This is a genomic window from Bacillus sp. PK6-026, assembly GCF_054161455.1.
Window position 1 is genome coordinate 1367986 of record NZ_CP096418.1, and the last position, 25866, is coordinate 1393851.

Annotated in this window: 26 protein-coding genes; 21 read left to right on the forward strand and 5 right to left on the reverse strand. The window is 47.4% G+C overall.

Going from position 1 to position 25866, the window contains the following annotated elements; all coding sequences use genetic code 11:
* The first annotated feature begins 10 nt into the window (after positions 1–10).
* The 12 genes from M1D59_RS06970 (at position 11) to M1D59_RS07025 (ending at position 10447) form a co-directional block, all read left to right on the forward strand.
* The gene (locus M1D59_RS06970) at positions 11–397 is read left to right on the forward strand and encodes a phage tail-collar fiber domain-containing protein (RefSeq protein WP_020451034.1); all 387 of its coding nucleotides are present in this window, start codon (positions 11–13) and stop codon (positions 395–397) included.
* A 15-nt stretch (positions 398–412) separates the two neighbouring features.
* Positions 413–1621 carry a pyocin knob domain-containing protein gene (locus M1D59_RS06975; protein ID WP_035338933.1) on the forward strand — a complete coding sequence of 403 codons (1209 nt, stop codon included), beginning with the start codon at positions 413–415 and terminating at the stop codon, positions 1619–1621.
* Positions 1622–1662: 41 nt separating this feature from the next.
* A complete protein-coding gene (locus M1D59_RS06980) occupies positions 1663–2622 on the forward strand; it encodes a hypothetical protein (RefSeq protein ID WP_035338931.1) in 960 nt (319 codons plus the stop codon).
* Positions 2623–2665: 43 nt separating this feature from the next.
* Positions 2666–2935, forward strand: coding sequence for a hemolysin XhlA family protein (locus tag M1D59_RS06985; protein ID WP_035338928.1), 270 nt, complete (start codon positions 2666–2668; stop codon positions 2933–2935).
* A 14-nt stretch (positions 2936–2949) separates the two neighbouring features.
* The gene (locus M1D59_RS06990; RefSeq protein WP_026579849.1) at positions 2950–3213 is read left to right on the forward strand and encodes a phage holin; all 264 of its coding nucleotides are present in this window, start codon (positions 2950–2952) and stop codon (positions 3211–3213) included.
* A gap of 52 nt (positions 3214–3265) precedes the next feature.
* Entirely contained in the window at positions 3266–4330 is a 1065-nt protein-coding gene (locus M1D59_RS06995) for a peptidoglycan recognition protein family protein (RefSeq protein ID WP_035338923.1), read from the forward strand.
* 97 nt (positions 4331–4427) lie between these two features.
* The gene (locus tag M1D59_RS07000; RefSeq protein WP_023856728.1) at positions 4428–5114 is read left to right on the forward strand and encodes a GntR family transcriptional regulator; all 687 of its coding nucleotides are present in this window, start codon (positions 4428–4430) and stop codon (positions 5112–5114) included.
* A 12-nt stretch (positions 5115–5126) separates the two neighbouring features.
* The gene (locus M1D59_RS07005) at positions 5127–6143 is read left to right on the forward strand and encodes a zinc-binding alcohol dehydrogenase family protein (protein ID WP_023856729.1); all 1017 of its coding nucleotides are present in this window, start codon (positions 5127–5129) and stop codon (positions 6141–6143) included.
* A gap of 20 nt (positions 6144–6163) precedes the next feature.
* Complete coding sequence (uxuA, locus tag M1D59_RS07010; protein ID WP_035338920.1) at positions 6164–7261, forward strand: mannonate dehydratase; 1098 nt, start codon at positions 6164–6166, stop codon at positions 7259–7261.
* Entirely contained in the window at positions 7237–8085 is an 849-nt protein-coding gene (locus tag M1D59_RS07015) for an SDR family oxidoreductase (RefSeq protein WP_224145965.1), read from the forward strand. Before uxuA ends, M1D59_RS07015 begins: the two co-directional genes overlap by 25 nt.
* 25 nt (positions 8086–8110) lie before the next feature.
* Entirely contained in the window at positions 8111–9124 is a 1014-nt protein-coding gene (locus M1D59_RS07020) for a zinc-binding alcohol dehydrogenase family protein (RefSeq protein WP_268509256.1), read from the forward strand.
* Positions 9125–9175: 51 nt separating this feature from the next.
* Entirely contained in the window at positions 9176–10447 is a 1272-nt protein-coding gene (locus tag M1D59_RS07025; protein WP_035338913.1) for an MFS transporter, read from the forward strand.
* Between the two features lie 66 nt (positions 10448–10513).
* Here M1D59_RS07025 and M1D59_RS07030 read toward each other — a convergent pair whose 3' ends face one another.
* The 5 genes from M1D59_RS07030 to M1D59_RS07050 form a co-directional block, all read right to left on the reverse strand.
* Positions 10514–10645, reverse strand: coding sequence for a hypothetical protein (locus M1D59_RS07030; RefSeq protein ID WP_023856733.1), 132 nt, complete (start codon positions 10643–10645; stop codon positions 10514–10516).
* Between the two features lie 93 nt (positions 10646–10738).
* Positions 10739–10912 carry a type II toxin-antitoxin system SpoIISB family antitoxin gene (locus M1D59_RS07035; RefSeq protein WP_023856734.1) on the reverse strand — a complete coding sequence of 58 codons (174 nt, stop codon included), beginning with the start codon at positions 10910–10912 and terminating at the stop codon, positions 10739–10741.
* Positions 10912–11658: a type II toxin-antitoxin system SpoIISA family toxin gene (locus tag M1D59_RS07040; protein ID WP_023856735.1), complete on the reverse strand. Its 747-nt coding sequence runs from the start codon at positions 11656–11658 to the stop codon at positions 10912–10914. Before M1D59_RS07040 ends, M1D59_RS07035 begins: the two co-directional genes overlap by 1 nt.
* A 109-nt stretch (positions 11659–11767) precedes the next feature.
* On the reverse strand, positions 11768–12766 hold the full coding sequence (locus tag M1D59_RS07045; RefSeq protein ID WP_075212749.1) for an inorganic phosphate transporter: 999 nt from the start codon (positions 12764–12766) through the stop codon (positions 11768–11770).
* Between the two features lie 12 nt (positions 12767–12778).
* On the reverse strand, positions 12779–13396 hold the full coding sequence (locus M1D59_RS07050; protein ID WP_023856737.1) for a DUF47 domain-containing protein: 618 nt from the start codon (positions 13394–13396) through the stop codon (positions 12779–12781).
* Positions 13397–13729: 333 nt separating this feature from the next.
* Between M1D59_RS07050 and ggt the strand changes: the two genes are divergently transcribed.
* From ggt to M1D59_RS07095, 9 genes are all read left to right on the forward strand, one after another.
* Positions 13730–15487, forward strand: coding sequence for a gamma-glutamyltransferase (gene ggt, locus M1D59_RS07055; protein ID WP_095290114.1), 1758 nt, complete (start codon positions 13730–13732; stop codon positions 15485–15487).
* A gap of 134 nt (positions 15488–15621) precedes the next feature.
* Positions 15622–16266 (forward strand): YesL family protein, encoded by a 645-nt coding sequence (locus M1D59_RS07060; protein WP_003180888.1) that lies wholly within the window; start codon positions 15622–15624, stop codon positions 16264–16266.
* Positions 16267–16279: 13 nt separating this feature from the next.
* Positions 16280–18016 carry a histidine kinase gene (locus tag M1D59_RS07065; protein WP_458110487.1) on the forward strand — a complete coding sequence of 579 codons (1737 nt, stop codon included), beginning with the start codon at positions 16280–16282 and terminating at the stop codon, positions 18014–18016.
* The gene (locus M1D59_RS07070; protein WP_095290119.1) at positions 18016–19185 is read left to right on the forward strand and encodes a response regulator transcription factor; all 1170 of its coding nucleotides are present in this window, start codon (positions 18016–18018) and stop codon (positions 19183–19185) included. The genes M1D59_RS07065 and M1D59_RS07070 overlap by 1 nt, the downstream gene beginning before the upstream one ends.
* A gap of 145 nt (positions 19186–19330) precedes the next feature.
* Complete coding sequence (locus M1D59_RS07075) at positions 19331–20626, forward strand: ABC transporter substrate-binding protein (protein WP_458117902.1); 1296 nt, start codon at positions 19331–19333, stop codon at positions 20624–20626.
* 34 nt (positions 20627–20660) lie between these two features.
* Positions 20661–21578: a carbohydrate ABC transporter permease gene (locus M1D59_RS07080; RefSeq protein ID WP_031305097.1), complete on the forward strand. Its 918-nt coding sequence runs from the start codon at positions 20661–20663 to the stop codon at positions 21576–21578.
* Positions 21579–21665: 87 nt separating this feature from the next.
* Complete coding sequence (locus M1D59_RS07085; protein ID WP_458118044.1) at positions 21666–22475, forward strand: carbohydrate ABC transporter permease; 810 nt, start codon at positions 21666–21668, stop codon at positions 22473–22475.
* A 19-nt stretch (positions 22476–22494) separates the two neighbouring features.
* On the forward strand, positions 22495–23529 hold the full coding sequence (locus tag M1D59_RS07090) for a glycoside hydrolase family 88/105 protein (protein ID WP_023856745.1): 1035 nt from the start codon (positions 22495–22497) through the stop codon (positions 23527–23529).
* Between the two features lie 45 nt (positions 23530–23574).
* Complete coding sequence (locus M1D59_RS07095; RefSeq protein WP_458117903.1) at positions 23575–25860, forward strand: AraC family transcriptional regulator; 2286 nt, start codon at positions 23575–23577, stop codon at positions 25858–25860.
* The last annotated feature ends 6 nt before the right edge of the window (positions 25861–25866 follow it).

Here is a 25866-nt window from a genome sequence, read left to right on the forward strand (position 1 = left end):
AGAAATCAAAATGGCACAACAATTAACAGTGACAACGCTTTATGCGAGACAGCAAATGGCAAAAGCACGGGCTGAGGGGGGCAAGCTCACCAAAATCACAAAAATGGCTTTCGGAAACGGAGGTACAAACGATAAAGGTGAACCCGTTGCTTTACAGGGCAACGAACAGGCGCTGAAAAACGAACTCTTGCAAAAGGAAATCGACGGCTTTGTCTTCATGGAACCGGCGAAAGTCCGCTATACATGCACTTTGGGAGAAAGCGAACTGGCAGGAGAGACGATCAACGAGCTTGCCCTTGTCGATGAAGCCGGAAAATTCACAGCGGTCAGAACGATGACAGACAAGCAAAAAGACGGCGACATCGAGTTCGTCTTCGAAATCGACGACATTTATTAAAGGAGCTGAAACAAGGTGGACATCCAAAAACCGAGACGCTTTGAAACGACAGACCGTGCCCATGCCGATTTGTTTAACGAAGCGATAGATCAGCTGAATGTGAACGATGAACGGATTGCAAAGCGGGCTGAGGAAGCTGAAGAAAAGGCTAAAACGTATACTGATGCACATGCCAGCGACCATTCGATTCACATCACTGACAAAGAACGGGAAAAATGGAGCGCAGGCCAGTTATATAAATTAACCGAAAATAATGGAAAAATCTTTTACAGAGGCAGTTCAGAAACAACAGATTTTAACACTTTAACAGAGACAGGCATGTATCTCATCTATAATGAAGGAATCAACTCACCACCTTCATCAAATCGGATATTTTTGCTTGTCATGAGCTTCGGCAATACTTTAGTTCAGGCTGCCTATGAATCGTACGAAGGGAAACAGTCGTATTTTAGATTTAGAAAATCCGATTCAACAACGTGGACGCCATGGCAGACCCATGAAACGACTAATGGTGCGCAAGCCAAGGTTGATGCTCATGAACGAAATACAAATCTCCATGTGAATGAAGATGAGCGGGAAAAATGGAACAATGCACAACTATATAAAATGACAAATGATAACGGAAAACGCTTAAAATTGGATGCCGGAACAGATGTGCTTGCGTTGCCCACGGGATTTTATTACGGCGTCAACAGTTCGCTCATTAATGTGCCAAACCCCAGTAATACAGGCTGGTTTAATTATGATGTTTTCGAAGGGGAATCGGGAAGGAAAACAATTGTTGTGACTGCAAGCTATCACTCGATCATGTGGTTTGGGATGGTTCATACAGACGGTCTGTTCCGAGGATGGAAGAGAGTAGTGACAGATGATGACTCAAACGTTGCTTGGCAGACCCCAACGTTGACAAATGGATGGAAACAGTATGGGTCACACAAAGTCCGGTTTTGTAAAAATGTTCTTGGTGAAGTCGAAATCATCGGATCAATAACGGGCGGGACGATTGGTTTTGATGTTCCTGCGTTTACGCTGCCTGAGGGGTTCCGTCCAATTCAAATGATGCACTTTGTTGGTGTTGCATCAAGTGTAGGTACGGGGTCAACACCCCAATATCACCGCACACTGATCGATACTGACGGAAGGGTATGCATTCAATCCAGTTCAAATACCGTAAATCCAAACGAGTTTATTACTTTCGGATTTAAGTTCAGGGCTGCACAGTAAAATCAATAGATTACTTTTTCAAAGAGGGGGGGCAATATAAATTGGATATCCAAAAACCGAAGCCTTTTCGGACGACGGACAAAGCCCACGCTGATTTGTTTAATCAGGTTATCGATCAGCTGAATACAAATGATGAGTCGATTGCACAGTTTGCCGCCGAAGCTGAACAACGTTCAACTGCCTATACAGACAGGCACACTTCGAAAAAGGATAACCCGCATGGTGTAACAAAAACCCAGGTCGGTCTGGGGGAAGTGATCAATAAAAGGCAGGCTACAAAAGATGAATTTGACTTGCATCATAACGATCAAACACGGCATGTTACTGAGGATGAAAGAGATAAATGGAACGGAAGCCAGATTTTTAATATTACCGGGGACGATGGACAAGCAAAGGTATATATAAGCGCTGAAGATGACTTTCAAACGGTTCTCCCACATTATACCGGGCTGGTACATTTTACGGCAGCTTCAGGAGCATCAAACGGACCAGGCGCGGCCGTTCGAGGAATTTGGACTTGCAACGCTTTAGGTAACTATGGTCAAGTGATCGCGTTTGACAATGCAAACAGAACCTATCGGAAAACAATATCCGGTGGCAACTGGACTGAGTGGACAGAATTAGTCTCCGTTGAGAGTCTTGAGGCAAAGCTGACGAACTTAACTTGGCACTTTCCAACGCTTTTAAATGAATGGGTTAACTATGCGGATAGCACGAAAGCCCGTTATACAAAAGATGCAACCGGCACGGTATTTGTAGAAGGTGCAATTGCAAAAGGAAAGATTGGTTTTAATATTCCTGCATTCGTGTTGCCGAAAGGTTATCGGCCGTCAGGCGCCTTTCAATTTGTAGGTGTAGCATCTCAACTGGGCATGTCCAATACTCCGCAGTATCATCGCTTACAGGTGAGTGTTGATGGTAATGTCGTGATCGAAAACTGCTCGAATACAGTAAATCCAAATGAATATATCAGTTTTGGATTTAGTTTTAAAGCCACATAGATTTTTAAAAAATCATTTAAACAATATGAGAGAGGGAATTAAAATGCTGGAAGCACCAGAACTGGATATCTTCCAAAAAGAAGTTCAGGAAATGAAAGCTGATCAAAAATCACTCGAACAGCGCGTCAGCACACTCGAACGAACATCAGACCGCCACGATCAGCAAATCATCTCGATTAACGAAAAGCTGAACAAAATCGAAGAGAATACAACTTGGATCAAGCGCAGCATCACAGGCGCGATCATTACAGCGGTCAGCACCGGCATCATCGGCGGAGCGATCGCTGTTTTTTATAATTTATTGCAGAGATAAGGGAGGACAAGATGATGAAACATATTGACAAAGGCACGGTCGTCAGGACGGTGCTTCTTTTTATTGCGCTGGTCAATCAGACGTTGATCATGTTTGGAAAGCCGGTTTTACCGGTCGCCGAAGATCAGATTCATACATTGGCGGATGCCCTGTATTCGGCAGGGTCTGCGGCTTTTACGATCGTTGCATCACTGGTTGCCTGGTATAAGAACAACTATGTGACGAGCAAAGGGAAAATGCAACAAGAGGTTTTACAGAAAAAAGGTTTAACGAAATGAAGCCGTCTTTGAGGCGGCTTTCTGAATTGAATGTGAAAAGGAATGATGAAGTTTGGTCAAAGTCATCAAGAACTTTGTAAAAGTCAATCAATACACCCGTCCCGGGCTGAAGCTTGCGGCAGTCAATGGAATTGTCATGCATTGGACGGCGACGCCCGGGGCTTCCGCTTTAAATGAGCGCAATTATTTCAATGGCACTTGCATTATTGACAAGCGTTATGCCTCGGCTCACTATTTTGTCGACCGCCATGAGGCACAGCATGTTATTCCCGATCAGGAAGTCGCTTATCATGCGCATGATCAAAACCGCTGCTATGTCAGCTTCCTGAAGCCGAATGCCAATACCATGGCGCTCGGGGTCGAAATGTGCGTGGAAAAAGACGGTACCATCCATGAGGAGACGATTCGCAATGCGGCGGAGCTTGTAGCGGATTTGTGCAAGACATACGGTTTGTCCACAGATCGGATTGTCCGCCATTACGATGTCACCAACAAAAGCTGTCCAACCCCGTGGGTGAAAGATGCCGGCCAATTGTCAGCTTTCCGTAAAAGAGTAGACGCCCTTTTGGGAACGAAAACCGTATCCGTGTCGGCTGCCTCCACCAGCAAAACAAGCTCATCGTCGGGCATTATACTCAAAAAAGGAATGTCAGGCGCTCATGTGAAAAAGCTGCAAACGCGCTTGATCGCGGCCGGTTTTTCGCTGCCCAAATACGGGGCGGACGGAAGCTACGGAAACGAGACGGTGCAAGCGGTTGCTTCTTTACAAAAGAAAGCGGGAATTAAAGCCGATGGCATTTACGGCCCGGCAACTGAAAAAGCCCTCACAGCCGCTGAAGCGTCAGCGGGCGGTAAGAGCAAGACATGGACTCTTCCCGCCGGCATTTATAAGGTGAAAAGCCCGCTGATGAAAGGAACGGCCGTCACACAAATTCAGACAGCCCTTGCGGCTCTTTATTATTACCCTGATAAAGGGGCCAAAAACCACGGGATCGACGGATACTACGGAGTGAAGACGGCAAACGCGGTGAAACGTTTTCAGTTGATGTACGGTTTGGGGGCGGACGGAATATACGGACCGAAGACAAAAGCGAAAATCCTTGCTCTCTTGAAATAAAGGAACTTTTAAAGTTCCTTTATATTTTTAAAATTTTCAAAAATATATATTCACAACCATACTTGTATGGTAGTATGGCAGAGAGGAGGTGAGAGTCATGACAATGAAACAGTTAAACCCGCGGTCTGTCAGAGACCAAATCTATCAGATGCTGAAGGAAGAAATCATGAAGTTTCGGCTTGTGCCGGGTGAGCTGATATCGGAAAAAGAGATTTCAGAACGGTATGAAGTCAGCCGCACTCCGGTCAGAGAGGCTTTTTTGCAGCTGTCGAGAGAAGGGCTTCTCGAAGTCTATCCGCAGAAAGGAACCCGCGTATCGCTAATTGATCTTGATCTGGTGGAGGAAGCGAGGTTTATGCGGGAAAACCTGGAAAAGGCTGTGGCTGAACTGGCGTGTGAAGACTTTCCGGAGGAAGCTATGTTTAAGTTGGAGCAGAATGTGAAGATGCAGGAATTATCGATTGCACAGAAAAACTATGAAAGTTTGTTTGAATTGGATGAAGCTTTTCATCAGGCGATTTTTGAAGGCTGCGGAAAAGCGAATGTTTGGGCTGCGATTCAGCAGATGAACGTTCCCTTCCAAAGAATCCGTTTATTAAGGCTTGCCGCCGATTTTAACTGGAATACCATTCATCAGCAGCACGGGGCATTAACAGAAGCGATTCGAACAAAACAGAAGGCGAAAGCTAAGAAAATTGCCGAAGAGCATTTGCAGCTGGTCATCGTTGATAAACAGATGCTCATAAATGAGTTTCCCGGTTATTTCAAAAGTAAGCGCTTTTAAAGGAGTGGTGATGTGAAAGCTGCGGTGATGACGAAGCCATTTTCAATTGAATTTCGCGACGTTCCGCGTCCCGAACCGGCCAGCGGCGAAGTCCTTGTCAAGGTAAAAGCCGCCGGGATTTGCGGCAGTGATGTGCATTTTTACGACGGTTCAAATCCATATGCACAGTACCCTCAGATTTTTGGTCATGAGCTCGCAGGCATCATTGAAAAAACGGGGGCCGGGGTGAGGGAGCGATCCGCGGGCGAACGGGTCGTAATTGAACCGGCTATTCCGTGCGGAGGCTGCTACCCTTGTCGGAAAGGGAGGACAAACGCCTGTGTGAACATCGATATGATCGGATCGGTTCGCAGAGGAGGCTTCGCTGATTTTATCATTGTCCCGGAAACGCATGTCCATCCGATTCCTGAGCAAATGGATTTTGCAGCCGCAGCATTGTGCGAGCCGTTTTCCATCGGAGCGCAGGCGGTTCGGCGGGCAGCTATTCAAACAGGCGAAACGATTGTCATATTGGGAATGGGTCCGATCGGGTTAACGATTTTGGCACAGCTTAAAAAGCGCTTTGACTCCCGTGTAATCGCTGTCGATCCCGTACGGGAAAGGCTTGAGCTTGCCGAAGCATTCGGTGCGGATGCCGTTATACAGCCTGGTGAAGAGGATGCCGAGCAAATGATTCTGAAGCTGACAGACGGAGAAGGAGCGGGGATTGTGTTCGAAGCGGCCGGGATTCCCGCGACGATTGAGCAATCCGTCCATTTGGCAGCTGCCGCCGGGCGCATTGTCATTGTCGGCTTAACGGGGGAAAATGTGACGATTCCGGGTCTTCTTCTCACAAAGAAAGATATTGAAATTTACGGAACAAAACACAGTGTCAATCAATTTCCCGACGTCATTCAATTTTTGAATGAAAACCCCGAAATAGCCCGATCTTTTGTCACTGAGATCATGCCTTTTACAGAAATAGAAGAGGCATTGAAAAAAGCGAAAAACTGTCCCCATCAGGTCACAAAGATCATTTTATCTTATTGAATCGGTGAGGAGGAAGTGTGATGAAAATGGTTTTCAGATGGTATGGAGAAGGAAACGACTCTGTCACCCTTGAGCAGATCAGGCAAATTCCCGGTGTAGAGGGGATCGTTTGGGCGCTTCATCATCAGCCGCCAGGTGAAGAGTGGCCATTGGAAGAAATGTTAGAAGTGAAGCGGCAGTGTGAACAGCACGGTTTTCACATTGAAGTTGTTGAAAGCGTTAACATTCATGAGGATATTAAGCTCGGGCTGCCGACGAGAGATCTGTATATTGAAAAATACAAGCGAACGATTGAAAATTTGGCCAAAGCCGGCGTAAAAGTGATCTGCTACAATTTTATGCCTGTATTTGACTGGCTGCGGACCGATTTATACAAAAAGGCTCCAGACGGTTCCACCGCTCTGTTTTATGAGCACGCAAAGGTGCACACAATCGATCCTTTTGCGCTTGTCGATCAAATCGCCAAGCATCCCGAATTCACGATGCCGGGCTGGGAACCGGAGCGGCTGGAGCATCTGACAAGGCTGTTTGAAGCCTATCAAAATGTGACGGAGGAGGATCTGTGGAGCCATCTTCACTATTTTCTTGAACACATCATTCCAACCGCCGCACGCTGCGGAATCACAATGGCGATCCATCCCGATGATCCGCCGTGGCCGGTTTTCGGACTCCCGCGCATCATGACCTCAGGAGAAAGCATCGGTCGGCTTCTCCAGCTTGTCGATCATCCGGCTAATGGTGTGACACTGTGCAGCGGTTCATTGGGCGCAAATCCCGAAAATGATCTTACCGCCATGATCCGTGCGTATGCCGACCGGATTCCCTTTGCCCATATCCGCAACGTCAAAGTCTACGAAAACGGCGATTTTATCGAAACATCGCACAGAACAAAAGATGGCACCGTTGACATTTGCGGGATTGTAAAAGCCTACCATGAAACAGGTTTTTCAGGCTATGTACGTCCGGATCACGGCCGCCACATCTGGGATGAAAAGTGCAGGCCCGGCTACGGACTGTATGACAGGGCGCTCGGTATCATGTATTTATGGGGCATATGGGATTCGCTTAATAGAGAAGAACAGGGGGCTTCACAATGCTTGAAATCCATGAAAATTTAGCGGGAAAAACTGCGGTCATCACAGGCGGCAGCGGGGTGCTTTGCGGCGCGATGGCGAGAGAGCTCGGCCGGCAGGGTATGAATGTTGCCATTCTTAATCGAACCGTTGAAAAAGGAGAACTCGTGGCCGAAGCTATTCGAAAAGCCGGCGGCGCAGCGATTACCGTTGAGTGTGATGTCATCAATCAACGAAGCGTTGAACGGGCGAAGCGCGTTGTGGCCGACCGATTCGGCGGCTGTGATCTATTGGTGAACGGGGCCGGCGGCAATCACCCCAATGGCACGACATCAGATGAAACATTCAACTCCGAGCACCTCTTCCAGGATAACATCAAGACATTATTTGATCTGAACTGCGATGATGTCGGTTCTGTTTTCAATTTAAACTTCCTCGGTTCTTTCATTCCAACACAGCAATTTGCAAAAATGATGCTGAACCAAAAAGGGGCATCCGTGATCAATATTTCTTCAATGAGCGCTCAAACTCCGATGACGAAAGTGCCTGCTTACAGTGCTGCGAAAGCGGGCATCGACAATTTCACGAAATGGCTGGCCGTCTATCTGGCCGAAACGGGGATCAGGGTCAACTCCATTGCCCCGGGATTTTTCCTAACCAATCAAAATGAACGGCTTCTTCTTGATCAAAACGGCGAATTTACCGACAGGGCAAAGAAGATCATCTCTCACACCCCGATGAAGCGTTTCGGCAGCCCGGAAGATTTGCTGGGGACGCTGCTTTGGCTGGCGGATGAGAATATGTCCGGATTTGTTACCGGTATAACAGTGCCGGTGGATGGCGGGTTTACGGCTTATGCCGGTGTCTAAACGATGCGATAAAGGAGGCCGATACATGAAGCAGATTGTGTGTGAAAAGCCTTATCATTTTAAAATGACGGATGTGAAAATACCGGAACTTAAGGATGGGGAAGCATTGGTCCGCATCAAACGGATCGGAATTTGCGGGACCGATTTTCACGCTTATTGCGGAAAACAGCCGTTTTTCTCTTATCCAAGGGTGCTCGGACACGAGCTGTCCGGTGAAATTGTCAGCATCGATGATACCGGCGGAACGCTTAAGCCTGGCGATCAAGTGTCAATTATTCCTTATTTGGAATGCGGAACATGCATCGCCTGCCGGCACGGCCGGCCCAACTGCTGCGTGAATCTGAACGTCCTCGGTGTTCATACAGACGGGGGCATGCGGGAATACATAAACATCCCGGCAGACCACCTGTTAAAAACAGAAGGATTGACGCTCAGCGAAGCTGCTGTCATTGAATGTTTGAGCATCGGCGCCCACGCTGCAGAAAGGGCAAATATCAAAAAAGGGGAAGCGGTGCTTGTCGTTGGAGCGGGTCCCATCGGGCTCAGCGTGATGAGATTCGCAAAATTGAAGGGGGCGAAAGTCATCGCGATGGATGTCAGGAATGAGCGCCTCACATTTAGCCGTGAATGGGCTGAAGCCGATGAAGTTGTATTAGCGGGAGAACATGTGGCGGATGAGATCAAACGGTTGACGAACGGCGACTATCCGGCGGCTGTCTTTGACGCGACAGGGCACCTTGGATCGATGAACAGCGCTTATCAGTACGCCGCACACGGGGGCCGGCTGATCTATGTTGGGCTGGTTCACGGCCATCTGGTCATGCCCGATCCTGAAATCCACAAGCGGGAGCTGACCATTTTATCCAGCCGCAACGCATTAAGAAGCGATTTTGAGACGGTGATAAAAGCCATCAGGGATGGCGGAGCGGATGCGAACCGGTTTGTTACCGGACAGATTGCGTTCCGCGATGTTGTTGACGGATTTCAATCAGCACTTGCTCCGGAAACCAATCCTGTGAAAGTGTTGATCCATCTGTAATACCACATAAAATGAAAGCGTTTTCTAAATTCCAGAAAGAGGGGGTTGCCCATGTTTTCAAACGGCCGCGGGTTTGTCATCGTGATGCTTTTTCTGGCGGGAGTGATTAATTATTTGGATCGTTCAGCATTGTCTGTCGCCGCTCCTTTTATTCAGGAAGATTTGAACATACGTCCGGCGCAGATGGGCATGCTGTTCAGCAGTTTTTTCATCGGATATGCCATCTTTAATTTTATCGGCGGCTGGGCATCAGATAAGTATGGAGCGAAACATACGCTGTCGGCTGCAATGGTCGTATGGTCGGTTTTCAGCGGGGCCATTGCACTGACATATAATTTCGTCTCACTGTTTATCATCCGCGTCATTTTCGGCATGGGGGAAGGTCCGCTGTCAGCTGCAACGAGCAAGTCGGTCAACAATTGGTTTCCGCAAAAAGAAAGAGCAAGGGCGCTTGGCATGACGATGTGCGGAACGCCGCTCGGCGGAGCCATTTCAGGACCGATCGTCGGATTGATCGCGATCCATTGGGGGTGGAAGGCTTCCTTTGTGTTGATCATGATCATCGGGCTTATCTGGACTTGGTTCTGGATGAAATTCATGAAAGATAAGCCGGACGACTCCCGCAGTTTGTTCCCTGAAAAAGAAGCGCGTCCGAAAAAGGATACCGGCATCCCGCTGTCTTTTTATTTGAAGCAGCCGACCGTGCTGTTTACGGCGTTCGCATTCTTTTCTTACAACTATATTTTATTCTTTTTCTTAACGTGGTTTCCGAGCTATTTAACGTCAGCCCGGGGGCTGAGCATACACGATATGAGCGTTGCAACGATGATACCGTGGGTTGTCGGATTTCTCGGTCTCGCGCTTGGGGGATTTATATCGGATTATCTGTTCAAGCTGACGGGCAAACAGATGTTTTCGAGAAAAGCCGTGCTTGTGTGCTGCCTTTTGGCTGCGGCGGTATGCATTGGATTTGCCGGGCTTGTCACGACTGCGTTTGGAGCTGTTGCCCTTGTCGCACTATCGGTTTTCTTTTTGTATTTGACCGGCATCACATACTGGGCGATTATACAGGATATCGTTCATCCGGACAGGGTCGGGGGTGTGAGCGGATTCATGCACTTTCTTGCCAATACGTCCGGTATTATCGGTCCGACCGTTACAGGGTACATCGTCGAGTATACCGGGGCTTTCACAAGCGCTTTTTTGCTTGCGGGAGGGCTGGCGGTGGCAGGTTCTATTTGCGTCGCTTTGTTTGTGAAACCGATACGTTCTGAGAAGCTGCCTCAATCTGTTGCAGAAGGCGGACAGGGGCATCCTTTATGATGCACATACTGCTGAAGGCATAAAAAACCCCCTTCTCAGCAGGGAAGGAGGTTGAAAGTTCAGGCTTCACGGTTTGTTTTTTCTTTTGTTCAGCGTTTTAATGATTTTCTCGCTTCTTCTTCTGAGAAGAGAGGTATAGTCTGACAGGCCAAATTTTGCGAAATCGACGTGTTTGACTTGTTTTTTCAGTTTTTTCACAGCATCACCTAATTCAGCGCTTTTAGTTGATTGGTTTATTGTATGTATGAAACGGGAAAACGGAATAAGGACGGGAGAATTTTCCCGTCCTCGTTAAGCTTTTTTTCTTTTATACTCGCCGATCAGCCGTTCGTTTTGCCGGAAAATCCGTTCGGTATGGGGGCTGACTTCGTATTTCGCGATATTGGTTTTGGATTGCTTTTTAAACATTTTAAAGGCGAGGCGCTTTTTTGCGCTTTCATGGTCTTGCTGAAAAGCAGGCTCCATCAGTCGTCACCGTCCTCTTCGTTTGGTAGCAGAAGATCATAGATGCTTGTTAAAGAAGTAAACAGGAGGTAGTCAAATTCTGTGACAAGGTCTTCTGAGGTTAACTTCATGACATAGTCAAAATCGTGGATGGAAAAAGGAATGAGGACCATTTTTCCATTTTCTTCATAATAAACGTCTTTGCGCTCAAGCTTTTCTTGAACATCGAAGCGGTTTTCCATATGCTCAAGCAAATGATCCTTGCTTTCTTCTGAATTATATTCGCAAAGTGCAGCGGATATATTCATTTTTTCGGCAAATCGTTTGATGAGCTTTTCGATCCCTTCTGCATATGCTTCTATATTTCCATAATAGATGTGGATCGGTTCGTTTTTCAATAGGTATTGAAACGTTTTCAGCCTGTTTTGATATGTGTGGAGGAGGTCGTTGTTTTCTTCGAGAAGCATTCTTGTGTCTGTCGCGAGTTCGGAGCTGCCGAGCTTTTTAAAGTAAGCGTTTAAGAAAATAAAAGCGTCTGTCAGCGTGAAAAAAACGGCAACGATCAGGTAATGAAGCGGGTTTGTGAAAATCGACTGCGGATCGTGCGTCCAATAAATCACGGCGCCGATAACATAAAGCAGGTACCACGTTTTTCGGATCGCGACCGTTTTTTCGGTGAGCTTTTTTTCAAAACGCCACACGGCAGCCACATACAGAGCCAGCGCCAATACAATGAGCCAAACAAGGAATTGATAAAATAGCAGCATAACTGGTTTCCCTCTTCCCGAGAAATAGTGCAGTTCCTATTCTATTGTTATGCCGGCTTTCTTTTAAACATGAAAACTCCCGTCCTGGATTCGGACGGGAGTGTGCTGATTAAAAGAATAAATCTAGTATGAAATAGGCAAATGCACCGATGGTTGCCGAAATGGGAAGGGTAATGACCCATGTGATCAACATCCGTTTTGCGGTGCCCCAGTTTACGCCTTTCACCCGGTGGGAAGCGCCTACGCCTAAAATGGATGAAGAAATGACGTGTGTCGTGCTGACAGGCAAATGGACGATCGTCGCACCAAAGATGATGAGGGCTCCCGTCAAATCTGCAGAGACACCGTTGACGGGACGGATCTTCATGATTTTTCCGCCGACGGTTTTGATGATTTTCCAGCCGCCGACAGATGTTCCGAGTCCCATGGCTGTGGCGCATGCAAGCTGCACCCAGAACGGGATGTCAGTTGTACTGTGCAAGTTACCCGCAATTAAAGCCATCGTAATGATACCCATCGCTTTCTGTGCATCGTTCGTGCCGTGTGTATAGGACTGTATGGCAGCTGTCGCGATTTGAACGCGCCGGAACCGCTTATTCGTTTTGGCCAGATTGCTGTTCTTAAAAATGACTTTGACGATGCTGTAGATCAAATATCCTAAAACAAACGCCAAAATGGGCGATAATATAAGTGCTTCGATAATTTTAATAAATCCGTGGTATTTAATCGCGGCGAATCCTTCCGATGCGATGACAGCTCCGGCAATCGCTCCGATGATCGCGTGGGATGAGCTGCTGGGAATGCCGAAATACCAAGTCACCAGGTTCCATGTAATGCCTGCGATAAGAGCTGCAAGGATCACGACCGATCCGTTTTCCAGTTTGAAAGGGTCGGCGATGTCGCTCGTAATGGTTTTCGCTACGCCTGTGAACGTCATGGCGCCGGCGAAGTTCATAACTGCCGCCATTATAATGGCGTGCCTTGGTTTTAACGCTTTTGTCGATACCGAGGTGGCGATCGCATTTGCCGTATCATGAAAACCGTTGATAAAGTCAAATGCCAAAGCAAAGATGACAATCAGTATGGTTAATACAAATAAAAGATCCATTATAATCCCTCGTTACGCATTTTTCATTATGATGGTTTCTAAATTGTTTGCTACACTTTGGCATGAATCTGCGATTTCTTCTAGCGTCTCATAGATTTCCCTGTACTGGATCACTTTAATCGGATCGGTCTCTTTCCCGAAAAGATTCTTCAGCGATTTGCGGTGCAGGTTATCGCAGTTATGTTCGTATTCTTTAATTTTAATGGCGTGCGGCTGAATTTCTGTCAGGCGATTTTCCGCCAGCAATTCAATTGTCAACAGAATTTCTTTTGCGCATTCTCTGATATAGCCGCTGAATTTATCAATATGCTCATCTGAAGATGTGATCGAGAAGATTTCCATCATGGCTGAAAAGTGTTCGATACCGTCGAGTACATCATCGAGGCTGTTTGTAAGCTGAAGGATGTCTTCGCGTTCGATCGGCGTGATAAATGCTTTGTTCAGCTCCTTAATCATCGTATGTACATAATTATCTCCTTTTGTCTCATACTCTTTTAAGGTATCCGCGAATTCTTTAAGGGTTGTCTGATTCGTCACTTTATAGTTAACAAAATACTCAGCTGTTTCGTCTAAATTTTTTGCAATTTCCGTCAAAAGCACGGAAAACTTGTCTTTTTTTCTTTTCAACATTTGTAACCCTCCATTGTTTAAATGAGACAATGCACACATCAAAATATTATATAACTTTTTGTCGAAAAAAAACAGGTGCAGTCGAAAAAAAACCATTTAATTTTTAGATATTCACATCTTTTAGGTGGGCGCAAGCACCAGCTGCCATCCGGGATTTTATGATGATAATAGGCGTTTTCTCCTTTCAGCTCATTGTGTCAAAAGAACGAATGATAGGATTTTTTTGAGGAATTTGGGAGTTTGGGTTCAAAAAAATAGAAAATTGGGAGTTTTCCTTATTTTCAGTTCACTTTCCTGTTATAGTAGTAATAAACTGGAAAGGAAGGTGATCTGATGAGACGGTTAGCTTTCTTAGTTGTTGCGATTTGCTTGGCGGTTGGTTGCTTTTTCAGTCCGGTGTCAAAAGCAGAAGGGGTTATGAGCGGCGGAGATGGTGATAAAGTCGCCGTCGGGAAAGACGGTATGGTGGCTACGGCCCATCCGCTTGCATCAAAAATCGGAGCCGAAGTGTTGAAAAAGGGCGGGAATGCCATTGATGCAGCAATTGCGATTCAGTATGCTCTGAATGTAACGGAGCCGATGATGTCGGGAATCGGCGGCGGTGGATTCATGATGGTCTACGATGGCGAGACGAAGGAAACGTCGATCGTCAACAGCAGGGAGCGTGCTCCACAGGGTGCCGAACCTGACATGTTTTTGGATGAAGACGGAAAGGTGATTCCTTTTTCAGAAAGGTCGAGACACGGAAATGCGGTCGGTGTGCCGGGAACGCTGAAAGGGCTCGAAGCAGCGCATAAAAAGTGGGGAACGAAGAAAATGGAAGACTTGATATCGCCTTCCGTTAAGCTTGCAGAAGAAGGGTTCCCGATCGATTCGGTTTTGGCCGATGCAATAAAGGACCATCAGGACAAGCTCAGCAAAACGGCCGCAAAGGATATTTTCCTTCCCGACGGTGAACCTTTGAAAGAAGGTGATATCCTCGTACAAAAGGATTTGGCCAAGACGTTTAAATTAATACGGAAAGAAGGGTCAAAAGCCTTTTATGATGGAGAAATCGGCCGGGCGATTGCAGATGTCGTGCAAGATTTCGGGGGGGCGATGACACCTGATGACCTGTCCCGCTATGAGGTCACAACAGATAAGCCGATCTGGGGCGAGTACCACGGCTATGATATCGCAAGCATGCCTCCTCCAAGCTCAGGCGGAGTGTTCATGCTGCAGATGCTGAAATTGATTGATGATTTTCATTTATCGCAATACGATCCAAAATCATTTGAAAAATATCATCTGCTCGCGGAAACGATGCACCTCGCCTATGCGGACAGGGCGGCATATGCGGGCGATCCGGAATTTGTCGATGTTCCGCTCTCAGGGCTGCTCGATCCCGATTATATTAAGGAGCGGCAGCAGCTGATCAGCCTTGATTCGATGAACCGCGATGTGAAAGCAGGCGATCCGTGGAAATACGAGGCGGGAGAGCCGAATTATGAGATCGTGCCTCAGCCTGAAGATAAGACGATCGGGGAGACGACGCATTTTACCGTCACGGACCAGTGGGGCAATGTTGTCTCTTATACGACTACGATTGAACAGCTTTTTGGAACGGGGATTTTAGTGCCCGGGTACGGACTGTTTTTAAACAATGAACTGACCGATTTTGATGCGGTTCCAGGCGGAGCGAACGAAGTTCAGCCGAATAAAAGGCCGCTTTCAAGCATGACGCCGACGATCGTTTTTAAAGACGAAAAACCGGTGCTGACTGTCGGTTCCCCGGGAGGAACGACGATCATTGCTTCCGTTTTCCAGACGATCTTGAATTATTTTGAGTACGGCATGAGCCTTCAGGATGCGATTGAAGAGCCGAGAATCTATACGAACAGCCTGACTTCTTACCGCTATGAATCGGGAATGCCGGAGGATGTCAGACTGAAGCTCAATGACTTCGGCCACAGATTCGGTGCGAATCCGGTTGATATCGGCAATGTCCAAAGCATTTTCATTGACCGGGAGAACAGAACGTTTATGGGGGTTGCAGATTCAAGCAGAAACGGGACGGCGGTCGGCGTCAACATTAAGACATCGGCTAAATAGCGGAAGCAAGGGCTTGGTCTAAGGCTTTTAGATCAAGCCTTCTTCCGTCTGTCAGCGGGGAAAAGAGGATTTTTTTCGAAAGAAGAGAAATATATTTTTTGTAAGCGTTTACTAAGTTGCGAAGGAGGGAGACCATGATTCACACGTTGGCAAATGGATTTTACCGCTTTTGCGAGTGGGTGATGCGGCTCGCCTATTTGAATCTGTTGTGGATCGGCTTCACGCTGGCGGGAGCGGTCATCTTCGGTTTAGCGCCGGCGACTGCCGCGATGTTCGCTGTGACAAGACAGTGGGCGCTGGGAAAGATGGATATCCCGGTGTTTCAGACGTTTTATCAGGCGTTTAAAAAGAAATGGGCCAAAGCAAGCGTTCTCGGTTTGATATTGGGTCTGGTCGGTTTATTGCTGATTGTTGATTTTCAAATTGCGGCCGTCTATTTTCACGATCAGCCGGTTGTCTTAAGTCTGTTCATCAGTTTGTTTATCATTTACGCCATCATCCTCTTTTACGCTTTTCCAATTGATGTCCACTACGATTTAAAACGGATTGCAGTGCTGAAATACAGCTTTATCATCGGCTTTTCCCGTCCGCTCACCTCGTTTTTCATGCTGATCAGCGCGTTTGGCATGATTCTGCTCGCTTTATTTCATGTCACATTTCTTCTATTCTTCAGCGGCAGCGCTTTAAGCTTCATTTTGACGAAGCTCTCGTTTCAGGCGTTCCGCGCAATAGACGGGCGCCGGACAGATAAACAGGCTGCCGTCACACGCTTGAAATGAAGGTGTTCGTTCGGTGAACCGGTATCAGCATTTAAAAATTAAAGATCAATTGTTTATCTTGATTTCATTGATCATGGCTGTTTCGCTCATCTTGATCTTGAGTGGCGTTCAATACGCGTTCCGTGTCTATGACCAGCAGATTTACAGGAAGTCGTCACAGGTGCTGATGTTATCATCAAAAAGCATTGAAGATGAATTGAAAAAGATTGAGGATGTGTCATATCAACTGACCACTGACGCCGCCATCCAAGCAAACCTTCTGAAAGCCGGCCGCGGCCAAAACAAATACGTGACCTACCGAATGAAAAGCAAAATCTGGGATAAGCTTGCCGAATATACCGGCTCTAAGCGGTACATTAAATCGATTCATTTGTTTGATGCTTCCGGAACCGAGTATTCCGCAGGTGCGAATTTAACCGAAGCATTGCGGGAGCAAAAGAATGCGCTGATCGAAAAAGCGTCGCGCCAAAAAGGCAGCAACACGTGGGAGCCCATGCCGGGTGAAACCGGCGAGCTGTTATCCGTCCGGGAAATTCGCTCCTATGAGCGTTTAAACCTTGACCATCTGGGAACAGTGGTGATTGTCGCCGATTTAAAACGGGTGATCGGCGATCTTCCGAAAGACTGGGGGGAAGGCGCAGGCAAGATTGCGATGTCGGACGGGCAGGAGCTGTTTTTTTCTGAAATGCCTTTCAGCCAAACCGATGGACTACGTTTATCTTCTCACGCAGAAAACGGATATGACATTGTGGAGGAAAACGGCCAGCGCTTTTTCGTTTCATATGTCAAATCAGCGTATAAGAATTGGACGTATTGGAGCCTGATCCCTTTTGACGCGATGTTTTCGAAAATCTCTGCGATGAAGACGATCCTGATTTCCCTTTTTATCCTCTTCTTTTTGATTGCGGTTCTTTTTGGAAGAAAAATGGCCAGGGGCATTACGAGTCCGATTGAGAAGCTGGTGGCAGCCATGAAAAATGTCCAAACCGGCGATTTTAAACTGGCGCCGCTCACTCGTGCTCCTTCAGACCGGCAGGATGAAGTCAGCGTCTTAAACCGCAACTTTTTTAAAATGGTTGAACGGATCAATGAACTGATTGCCGAGAACTACGAGAAGCAGCTGATGCTGAAAGAGACGGAATTCAGAGCGCTCCAAGCGCAAATTAACCCCCACTTTTTATACAACACGCTCGAGTCGATCAACTGGCTGGCAAAAACGAACCGTCAGCCGCAAATTTCAAAGATGACGGAATCCCTCGGGTTTTTGCTCAGGAATGCCATCAATATGAAAAACGACGTGGTGACGATCGAGGAAGAAGCTGAAATTGTGCTCCACTATTTTACCATTCAGCGTTTTCGCTTTGAGGAGCGGCTCGTTTTTGAACTCGACATTGAGCCGGCGGTGAAAAAATGCCGCGTGCCAAAGCTTGTCCTCCAGCCTTTGGCTGAAAATGCGATTACATACTGTCTCGAGCCCTTCATTGAACCTTGCCATATTCACATTAAAGCATATAAAAAAGGCGGGTTTGTATATTTAACGGTTACCGACAACGGACCGGGCATGGATGAAGACTTTTTGGAAAAAGCGAGAAAAGAGCTTGTCCGGACAAGAGGCAGAGGAATCGGACTGCAAAATATCGATGAGCGCATTCAGCTGATGTTTGGCAAAGGGTACGGCTTGACGATTTCAAGCGAAAAGAACAAGGGAACCGAAATGTTAATTAAAATACCATTTCAAAGCGGGGTGTGATGATGTATAAAGTGCTGTTGGCGGACGATGAACGGATTATTCTCGACGGCATCTCCAGCATGATCGAGTGGAGTTCGTTCGAAACGTCTTTGATCGGAGCCGCACAAAACGGGATTGACGCTTACCGCCTGATTATGGAAGAGCGGCCGGACATTGTGATCAGCGATATTAAAATGCCCGGGATGGGAGGACTCGAACTGATCGAGAAAGTGTCCCGCGACTACCCGTCAATCCGGTTTATTTTGCTGACGGGCTTCGGCCAGTTTGAATATGCGAAAAAAGCGATGTCATACGGAGTCAGACATTATTTGCTCAAACCCTGCAATGAAAACCACATTACAGATTCGCTTCAAAGCGTGATCGGCGAGCTGAAAAAAGAGGAATCGGCGCAAAAAGTAAAAAATGATCTGGAGATGATGAAGCCGCATCTTATGAAGCAAATGTTAAAAGAGCTGGTCACGGGCAGCCGCATCGAGGATGAAACGTGCCTGCGCTTTTTTTCAGAGCAAAAGGTCATCAGACTGATCCTGTTTTCCGTCCGGGACGGGGATGACAAAGACTATGCCCAAGGTGTTGAGTCCATTGCGGATGAGGTGCTGAACGGTTCTGTCATCGCTTCGGCCTGCGTTCAACAAGTGCTTGTTTGTGCAGTTGACGGAAAAGTCGCTCCTGCCGTACTTGAGGAAAAAATGAAAAGCGTCCAAGAACTTTCACGCCATCTGCTTCAATTTGAACCTGAAGCATCACTCAGCGAAAGCGGCAGTATCAGCGAAGCCTCCGCTATGTACGAAAAGGCATACGCACAGATCGTCCAACATGAAGGAGAGAGATCGGTTTTAATCGGGAGGATGCTCGATCTCATCGAAAAGGAGGCCTCAAATCCGAAGCTTTCGCTGAAATGGGCAGCCCGCAACATGCTGTACATGAATCCGGATTATCTCGGCAAGCTGTTTAAACAGGAAACCGGTGAAAGGTTTTCAAGCTATGTTGCAAAGGTGCGCATCGAAAAAGCGATCGCGAAGATGAAGAAGTCTAAAAACACGGCCATCGGCGCACTGGCAGAGGAGCTGGGGTTTGGCCACAATCCGAAATACTTCAGCCTTGTTTTTAAAAAATACACAGGATTCACCCCGTCAGAATTTCGAAAAAAAGAAGAAAACACGTTTTAATGCCGCCGGTATATTCGGCGGTTTTTTGCGTATTGACGGAATCTCTGTTTTTTTAACATTCTTCTCTGTTTTTTGAGTTTCTAGGACAAAAAGTTGAATTTAAAATGAAATGTAAGCACTTACAAAATAAGGAGGGGAAATGTTGATGAGAAAATTTGTGTTTTTCTCATTTTGCGTTTTGCTGACGCTCGGCCTGTTCGGATGCAGTTCAAACACTGAAGAGGCGGCCGGTGCGGACGGCAAAAAGAAGGTTACCTTGAGGGTCGCGTGGTGGGGCGGACAGCCTCGGCATGATTATACATCAAAAATCATCGAGCTGTATGAAAAGGTACACCCGCATGTCAAAATCGAAGCGGAGTTTGCGAATTGGGACGATTATTGGAAAAAGCTTGCCCCGATGTCTGCGGCGGGTCAGCTGCCAGATGTGATTCAGATGGATATGGCGTATTTATCCCAGTACGGCAAGAAAGGCCAGCTTGAAGACCTGACTTCGTACGTCAAGGACGGGACCATCAATACCGAATCGATTGATGAAAAGACGATCAAAGGCGGCAAAATCGGTGATCAGTTATACGGCTTCCCGCTCGGTGTGAATGTGCTGTCGGTGATTACAAATGATGACATGCTAAAAGAAGCGGGCGTTGAAATTGACGACGGCAGCTGGACGTGGACCGATTTTGAAAACCTGGCGCTAGAGGTCGAGGAGAAGACGGGGCAATACGGTTCAAACGGCATGCATCCGCCTGATGTCTTTTTCCCTTATTACTTGAGGACGAAGGGCGAGCGTTTTTATAAAGAGGACGGCACAGGCCTTGCTTATTCAGAAGACAAGCTGTTTGTCGATTACTTCAAGCGTCAGGTGAAGCTCGTTGATGAAAAAGCATCGCCGACACCTGATGAAAGCGCGCAAGTGAAGGGAATGGAGGACGATTTTATCGTTAAAGGCCGAACGGCTGCAACATGGAATTATTCAAATCAGTTTTCGGCATTCGCACAGCTGACCGATGCACCTCTGTCATTAAAACTGCCTCCTGAACAGGCGAAAGAAAAGGCGCTGTTTTTAAGGCCGAGCATGCTGTTTTCAATCCCGAAAAGCTCCGAGCAAAAAAAAGAAGCGGCTGCATTCATCGACTTCTTTATTAACAATGAAAAAGCCAATGCCCTGATCAAAGGAGAAAGAGGCGTGCCGGTTTCCTCCAAAATTGCGGAAACGGTGAAGAAAGAACTGAGTGAAGAGGAGAAAAAGATTTTCGAATATGTCGAACGGGCTTCGGAGTCCGCGGGGGAAGCGGAACCGCCTGAACCGATCGGCAGCGCCGAAGTTATCAAACTGCTAAAAGATACATCAGACCAGATTTTGTTTAAAAAGATCACGCCTGAAGAAGGAGCCACGAAGTTCAGAAAAGAAGCGGACGCGATACTGAAAAGAAATCAACAATGATAAGCGGGGCAAGTGGAGGAAGGCCGCTCATCAAATGCAGGAGGAAGTGAACGTGAAGCGAAAAAATAGAATTGACAATTTGGCGGGTTACGCCTTTATTTCCCCGTTTATTATCGGATTTTTATGCTTTACCGTCATTCCGATGGGAGCCTCGCTGTTTCTGTCTTTTACAAGCTACGATCTGTTCACCCCGCCCAAATGGGTCGGCCTTGACAACTATAAGGCGATGCTGACAGATGATGAAAAGTACTGGGGCTCGCTGAAAGTGACGTTTTATTACGTGCTCGCGGGTGTTCCGCTGCGCCTCGCGTTTGCGCTTTTCATTGCGGTGATTTTGAACAGAGCCGAAAAAGGTGTCGGCATTTACCGGACGCTCTTTTATCTCCCGTCCATTATCGGCGGCAGCGTGGCGGTCGCGATTATGTGGCGAAATGTATTTGGCAATGACGGTGTTATCAATGCGCTTTTGTTCTTCCTCGGATTTGACAAGAAGATTCTTTGGTATCAGGATCCGACAAGCGCATTGTGGACCTTGATTCTTTTGTCGGTGTGGCAGTTCGGCTCTTCCATGCTGATCTTTCTTGCCGGATTGAAAAATATTCCGCCGATGTATCAGGAAGCGGCAAGCGTCGACGGTGCAAACAGATTTCAGCGTTTTTTTCTCATTACGCTCCCGCTTCTCAGTCCGATCATCTTTTTTAACCTGGTGATGCAGACCATTTCAGCCTTCATGACCTTTACGCCGGCCTATATTATTTCAAAAGGGGAAGGCGGTCCGCTTGACGGGACGCTTCTATATTCCCTCTATTTGTTCCAGCGGGCCTTCAACTTTTTCCAAATGGGCTACGCATCGGCGATGGCATGGGTGATGCTCATCCTGATCGGCCTTGTCACATTCATATTGTTCAAAACTTCATCCTTATGGGTGCATTACGAATCGAAGGAGGGGTAGCTGGTGGAGCCGGTAAAAGACATTTCGGGGCGGGCGGCGCCTGCCCCGCTTCCCGCAGGAACGGGAAAGAAAAGAGCCGGGCAGCTCGTGTTCCATATCGCGACTGCCGGTCTTGCGATCATCCTTTTGTATCCCGTTATCTGGCTGATCGCAAGCTCGTTTAAAGAAAGTGCGAGCATATTCGCCACATCCCATTCGCTCATCCCGGACCCTTTGATCCTGTCCAATTACACGGAGGGCTGGAAAGGGATCGCCGGACAGCCGTTCATCACATTTATTAAAAATTCGCTTATCATCGTCGGCCTCTCGACGGTTGGTGCGGTTTTGTCCTCAGCGTTCATCGCTTACGGATTCGCGCGGATTCCGTTTAAAGGAAAGGCATTTTGGTTTAGCTGCATGATGGTGACGATGATGCTGCCGCACGAGGTGCTGATGATTCCGCAATACATCATTTTTGCAAAACTGGAATGGCTGAATTCATTCAAGCCGATCGTTGTTCCCCAATTTTTCGGGCACGCGTTTTTTATCTTTTTGATGATTCAGTTCATCAGGACGATCCCGGTAGAACTCGATGAAGCGGCAAAAATTGATGGCTGCAGCCGTCTCGGCATCTTTTTCAGAATCATTTTGCCATTGATCGCGCCGGCGCTCGCGACGTCCGCCATCTTCTCGTTTTACTGGAAGTGGGAGGAGCTGATTAATCCGCTTCTTTACTTGAACAAGCCGGAGCTCTACCCGGTTTCTCTGGCATTAAAGCTGTTTTTAGATACGGAAACGGCGTCTAACTGGGGGGCGATGTTTGCGATGTCAGTCGTCTCACTCGTCCCGGTGATTCTCGTATTTTTCGTTTTTCAAAAATCGATCGTCCAAGGAATCAGCATGAGCGGATTAAAATAACAAAGGGGGAGAAGAGTGCATGACAAAGCTTGTTTTTGATGAAGAAAAACTGAATGAAGTGATCGACAGAATCGTCAAGCGGACATTTCAGATGGATTTCGAATGGGATTGGCCGGGCGGTGTCGCGTTTTACGGCGTCGCTGAGGCGTATGAAGCAACCGAAAATGACGAATACCTCGAACTTTTGAAAAACTGGACGGATGAAAAGCTTGAAGACGGCTTGCCTAAGCTGTCGATCAACGGGGTATCCATCGGCCATACCCTTCTATCGCTTTACCAGGCGACAGGAGATGACCGTTATCTTGACACCGCCCGGCAAATGGCGGACTATGTGCTCCGCGAAGCGCCCCGGTTCGCAGACGGGATTTTGCAGCACACCGTCAACTCAGAGAAACATGTATTCCCTGAACAGGCATGGGTCGATACGATGATGATGGCGGGCTTGTTCCTTCTCCGAATCGGCAAAACTGTCGGCAGCGAGGCATATTTTGAAGACGGGCTGCGCCAGTATCACGGCCATGAGGAATTTTTGCAGGACATGGAGACCAATCTCTATTATCACGGATGGGACCATGTGGCCAAAAACAATCTGTCAGGCATATTTTGGGGAAGGGGAAACGGATGGGCCGCTTTGACAATGGCAAAAGCGCTCCCTTTGATCGATGTTACGCATCCTTCATATATGATCATTGACGGTTCACTTCGAGACTTGTTGAGCGCGCTTGTCAGGCTTCAGCATCCTTCTGGTTTATGGCACACCGTACTGACGGATCCTGATTCATATCTTGAAGTGTCGGGATCTGCGGGGATTGCTTCAGGCCTGCTGTCCAGAGGCTCGCTATACCACAAATCCGTTCAGAAGGCGCTCACAGCCATAACAGATGCGGTCGCGCCTGACGGAAGGGTGGAACGCGTTTCAGCGGGCACAGCAGTGATGCGGGATGCACAGGGATACAAAGACGTTCCGTATAAACGGATTCAAGGTTGGGGACAGGGGCTTGCCCTGACGTTTTTGGCAGACGTCGTCCGCTCCAAGTCGCGCGCGTTCCAATAGAAATTGAAAAAGAAACATTCTTTTCATTGCAGTGGGGGGAGAGGGATGAAAAAGCTGCATCAAAGATATGTTTCACGGCGAAAAGGAAGTTTTTTTAAAAAAAGCTTTGTGCTGATTCTGCTGATTGCGTGTATTCCTGGCTTATTTACGGGTGCAGGAATCTATTTGTTTTCTGCTGCAAAAATTGAAAAAGAGCTCCAACAAATGCACGAGAACCAGGTGAAACGCCAAATCAGCCAAATCGATGACAAGCTGGAAGGGCTTGAGATCATGCTCTCCCAGCTTGCATATGATCCGCGCCTGATGAACGGTCTGGCCGATGCCGATCTGCAAACGGATTTTCAAACGACGTACAGGCTCTCAAAATCGCTGTTTGTGCTTCAGGATCAAAATCCGCTCATTCACAAGGTTGAACTGTTTATTCAAGGGAAAGAGCCGATTCTTTTAAATCCGGAATACAGCGGAATGACCGACCGGAACATCTTAAAGGCCTATCATTCGTTGCTTGAAGGCGGTCAAAACGTTTATTGGAAAGACATGAGCGCCGCTCCTTACGGAATGGCGCTTGTCCACAAAATTCCGGGAGGCATCTCAGAGCCGTTCGGCGCGCTGATTTTAACGCTTGACGAAAAAGAAATGGGGCATTTGCTGGAAAGCCTTTCACCGTATTCAAAGGGAACAGCGCTTCTTTTTCATCATAATCAAAAGCCTGTTTTTTCCGGGAGCAAACGCGGCAAAGCCAATTTTGAAAGCGTTTTAAAAGGGAGGCTTGAGAAACAAAAAAATCAACAGGGCTCCTTTGTGATGGATTGGGGCGGAGGGGCGTATTCCGTTTCATACGGACGAATGGACAGATTAAACCAGGAATGGACCTATGTCTCGGCTTCACCGATGTCGGCGATTACGGCTCCGGTGTTGTTTTTATCGAAGCTCGTCGCGTCGGTCAGCATCGCCGGGATCGTTCTTGCTTTCATTCTGTCATGGTATGCGTCACACAAAATTTATTCACCTGTCGCAAGGCTGATCAAGCTCTGTTCAGGAGAGGGTAAGGCCGCTCATTTTCCGGATGAATTTCATTGGCTCGAGAAGCGCTGGGAAGACCTGACTGAGGAAAGCGGCAGACTGAAAAAGGAAATGCCCCAGGCTGCAAACGTTTTTTTTCAGCGCCTTCTCGGCGGATACTTTGCAGATGAATCAGAGAGGAATTTGAGAGATCGTCTGAAAAGGTGGGGCTGGGAAGCGAAAGACAATGTGTTTACCATCATCGATATCCAGCTGACGGGACTTTACGAAGGGAACGGAGCTTTTACAAAAAAGGATGAAAGTCTGGCGGGTTTTTTGCTGGGCAACATTACGCGCGAACTGGCTGGTAGGACTTTCAAACATATTTATATGACCGATGTCCGTTCGTTATCGCTTGCTGTGCTGCTGATGAGCGGCAGGAAAACAGCCTTCAAGGAAGAAACCGCCCAATTTGTGCGTGAGCTGACGGATGTGATCTGCGGCATATCAAGACTCCACGTCACAGTGACGGTATCAAAAACCGCTCACATGTTAAAAGACATTCCCGGCATGTATGAAGAGGTGAAAGAAGGCAGGCATTACAGACAGTTCGAAAACGCCAGCCAGGTGATCGATTTAAGCCGGAAGGAAGACATGCCTCCCGTTGAATCATACTATCCGTTCACCCTTGAAAAAGAGGTCGTCAGGGCGTTACGGCTTGAAGAAAGGGATGAAGTCGAAAGGCGGATCAGGCTGTTCATCCGGGAGCTGTCCGAAAAAGGAAAGACGGAAATCCGCATCCAGCCGGGCATGATGCAGCTGTTGGCAAAGATCCAGGAAGAGATCTTTCATTCCGGCCTTCACCCTTATGAATTGTTCAGCCGAAAAAATCTGCTGCAGGAGCTTTCAGAGCTGAGGGAGCCGGAAAGGGCCGTCGGCTGGATGATAGATCGTGTCGTAAGCCCGTATCTAAAAGAAATGGAAGGCAGGAAAAACAGACAGCAAAAACGGCTTGTCGAACAGGTGCTTGAGATGATTCATCAGCATTATATGAACGATATCTCGCTTGAAAGCTGCGCCGATCAAGCCGGGACGAATTCGTATACGCTGAGCAAAGCTTTCAAACAAGTAACCGGCATCAATTTTATCGACTATGTTACCCGTCTCAGAATCGAAAAAGCGAAAGAGCTTCTTCTTGAAACGAATAAAAAAATCCATGACGTTTCTGAAGAGGTCGGCTACAGACACAGCTATTTCAACCGGATTTTCAAGAAGCAGGTCGGCATTCCGCCGAGCCGCTACAGGCAGATTCATCAGGAATCTTCGTGAAAGGGA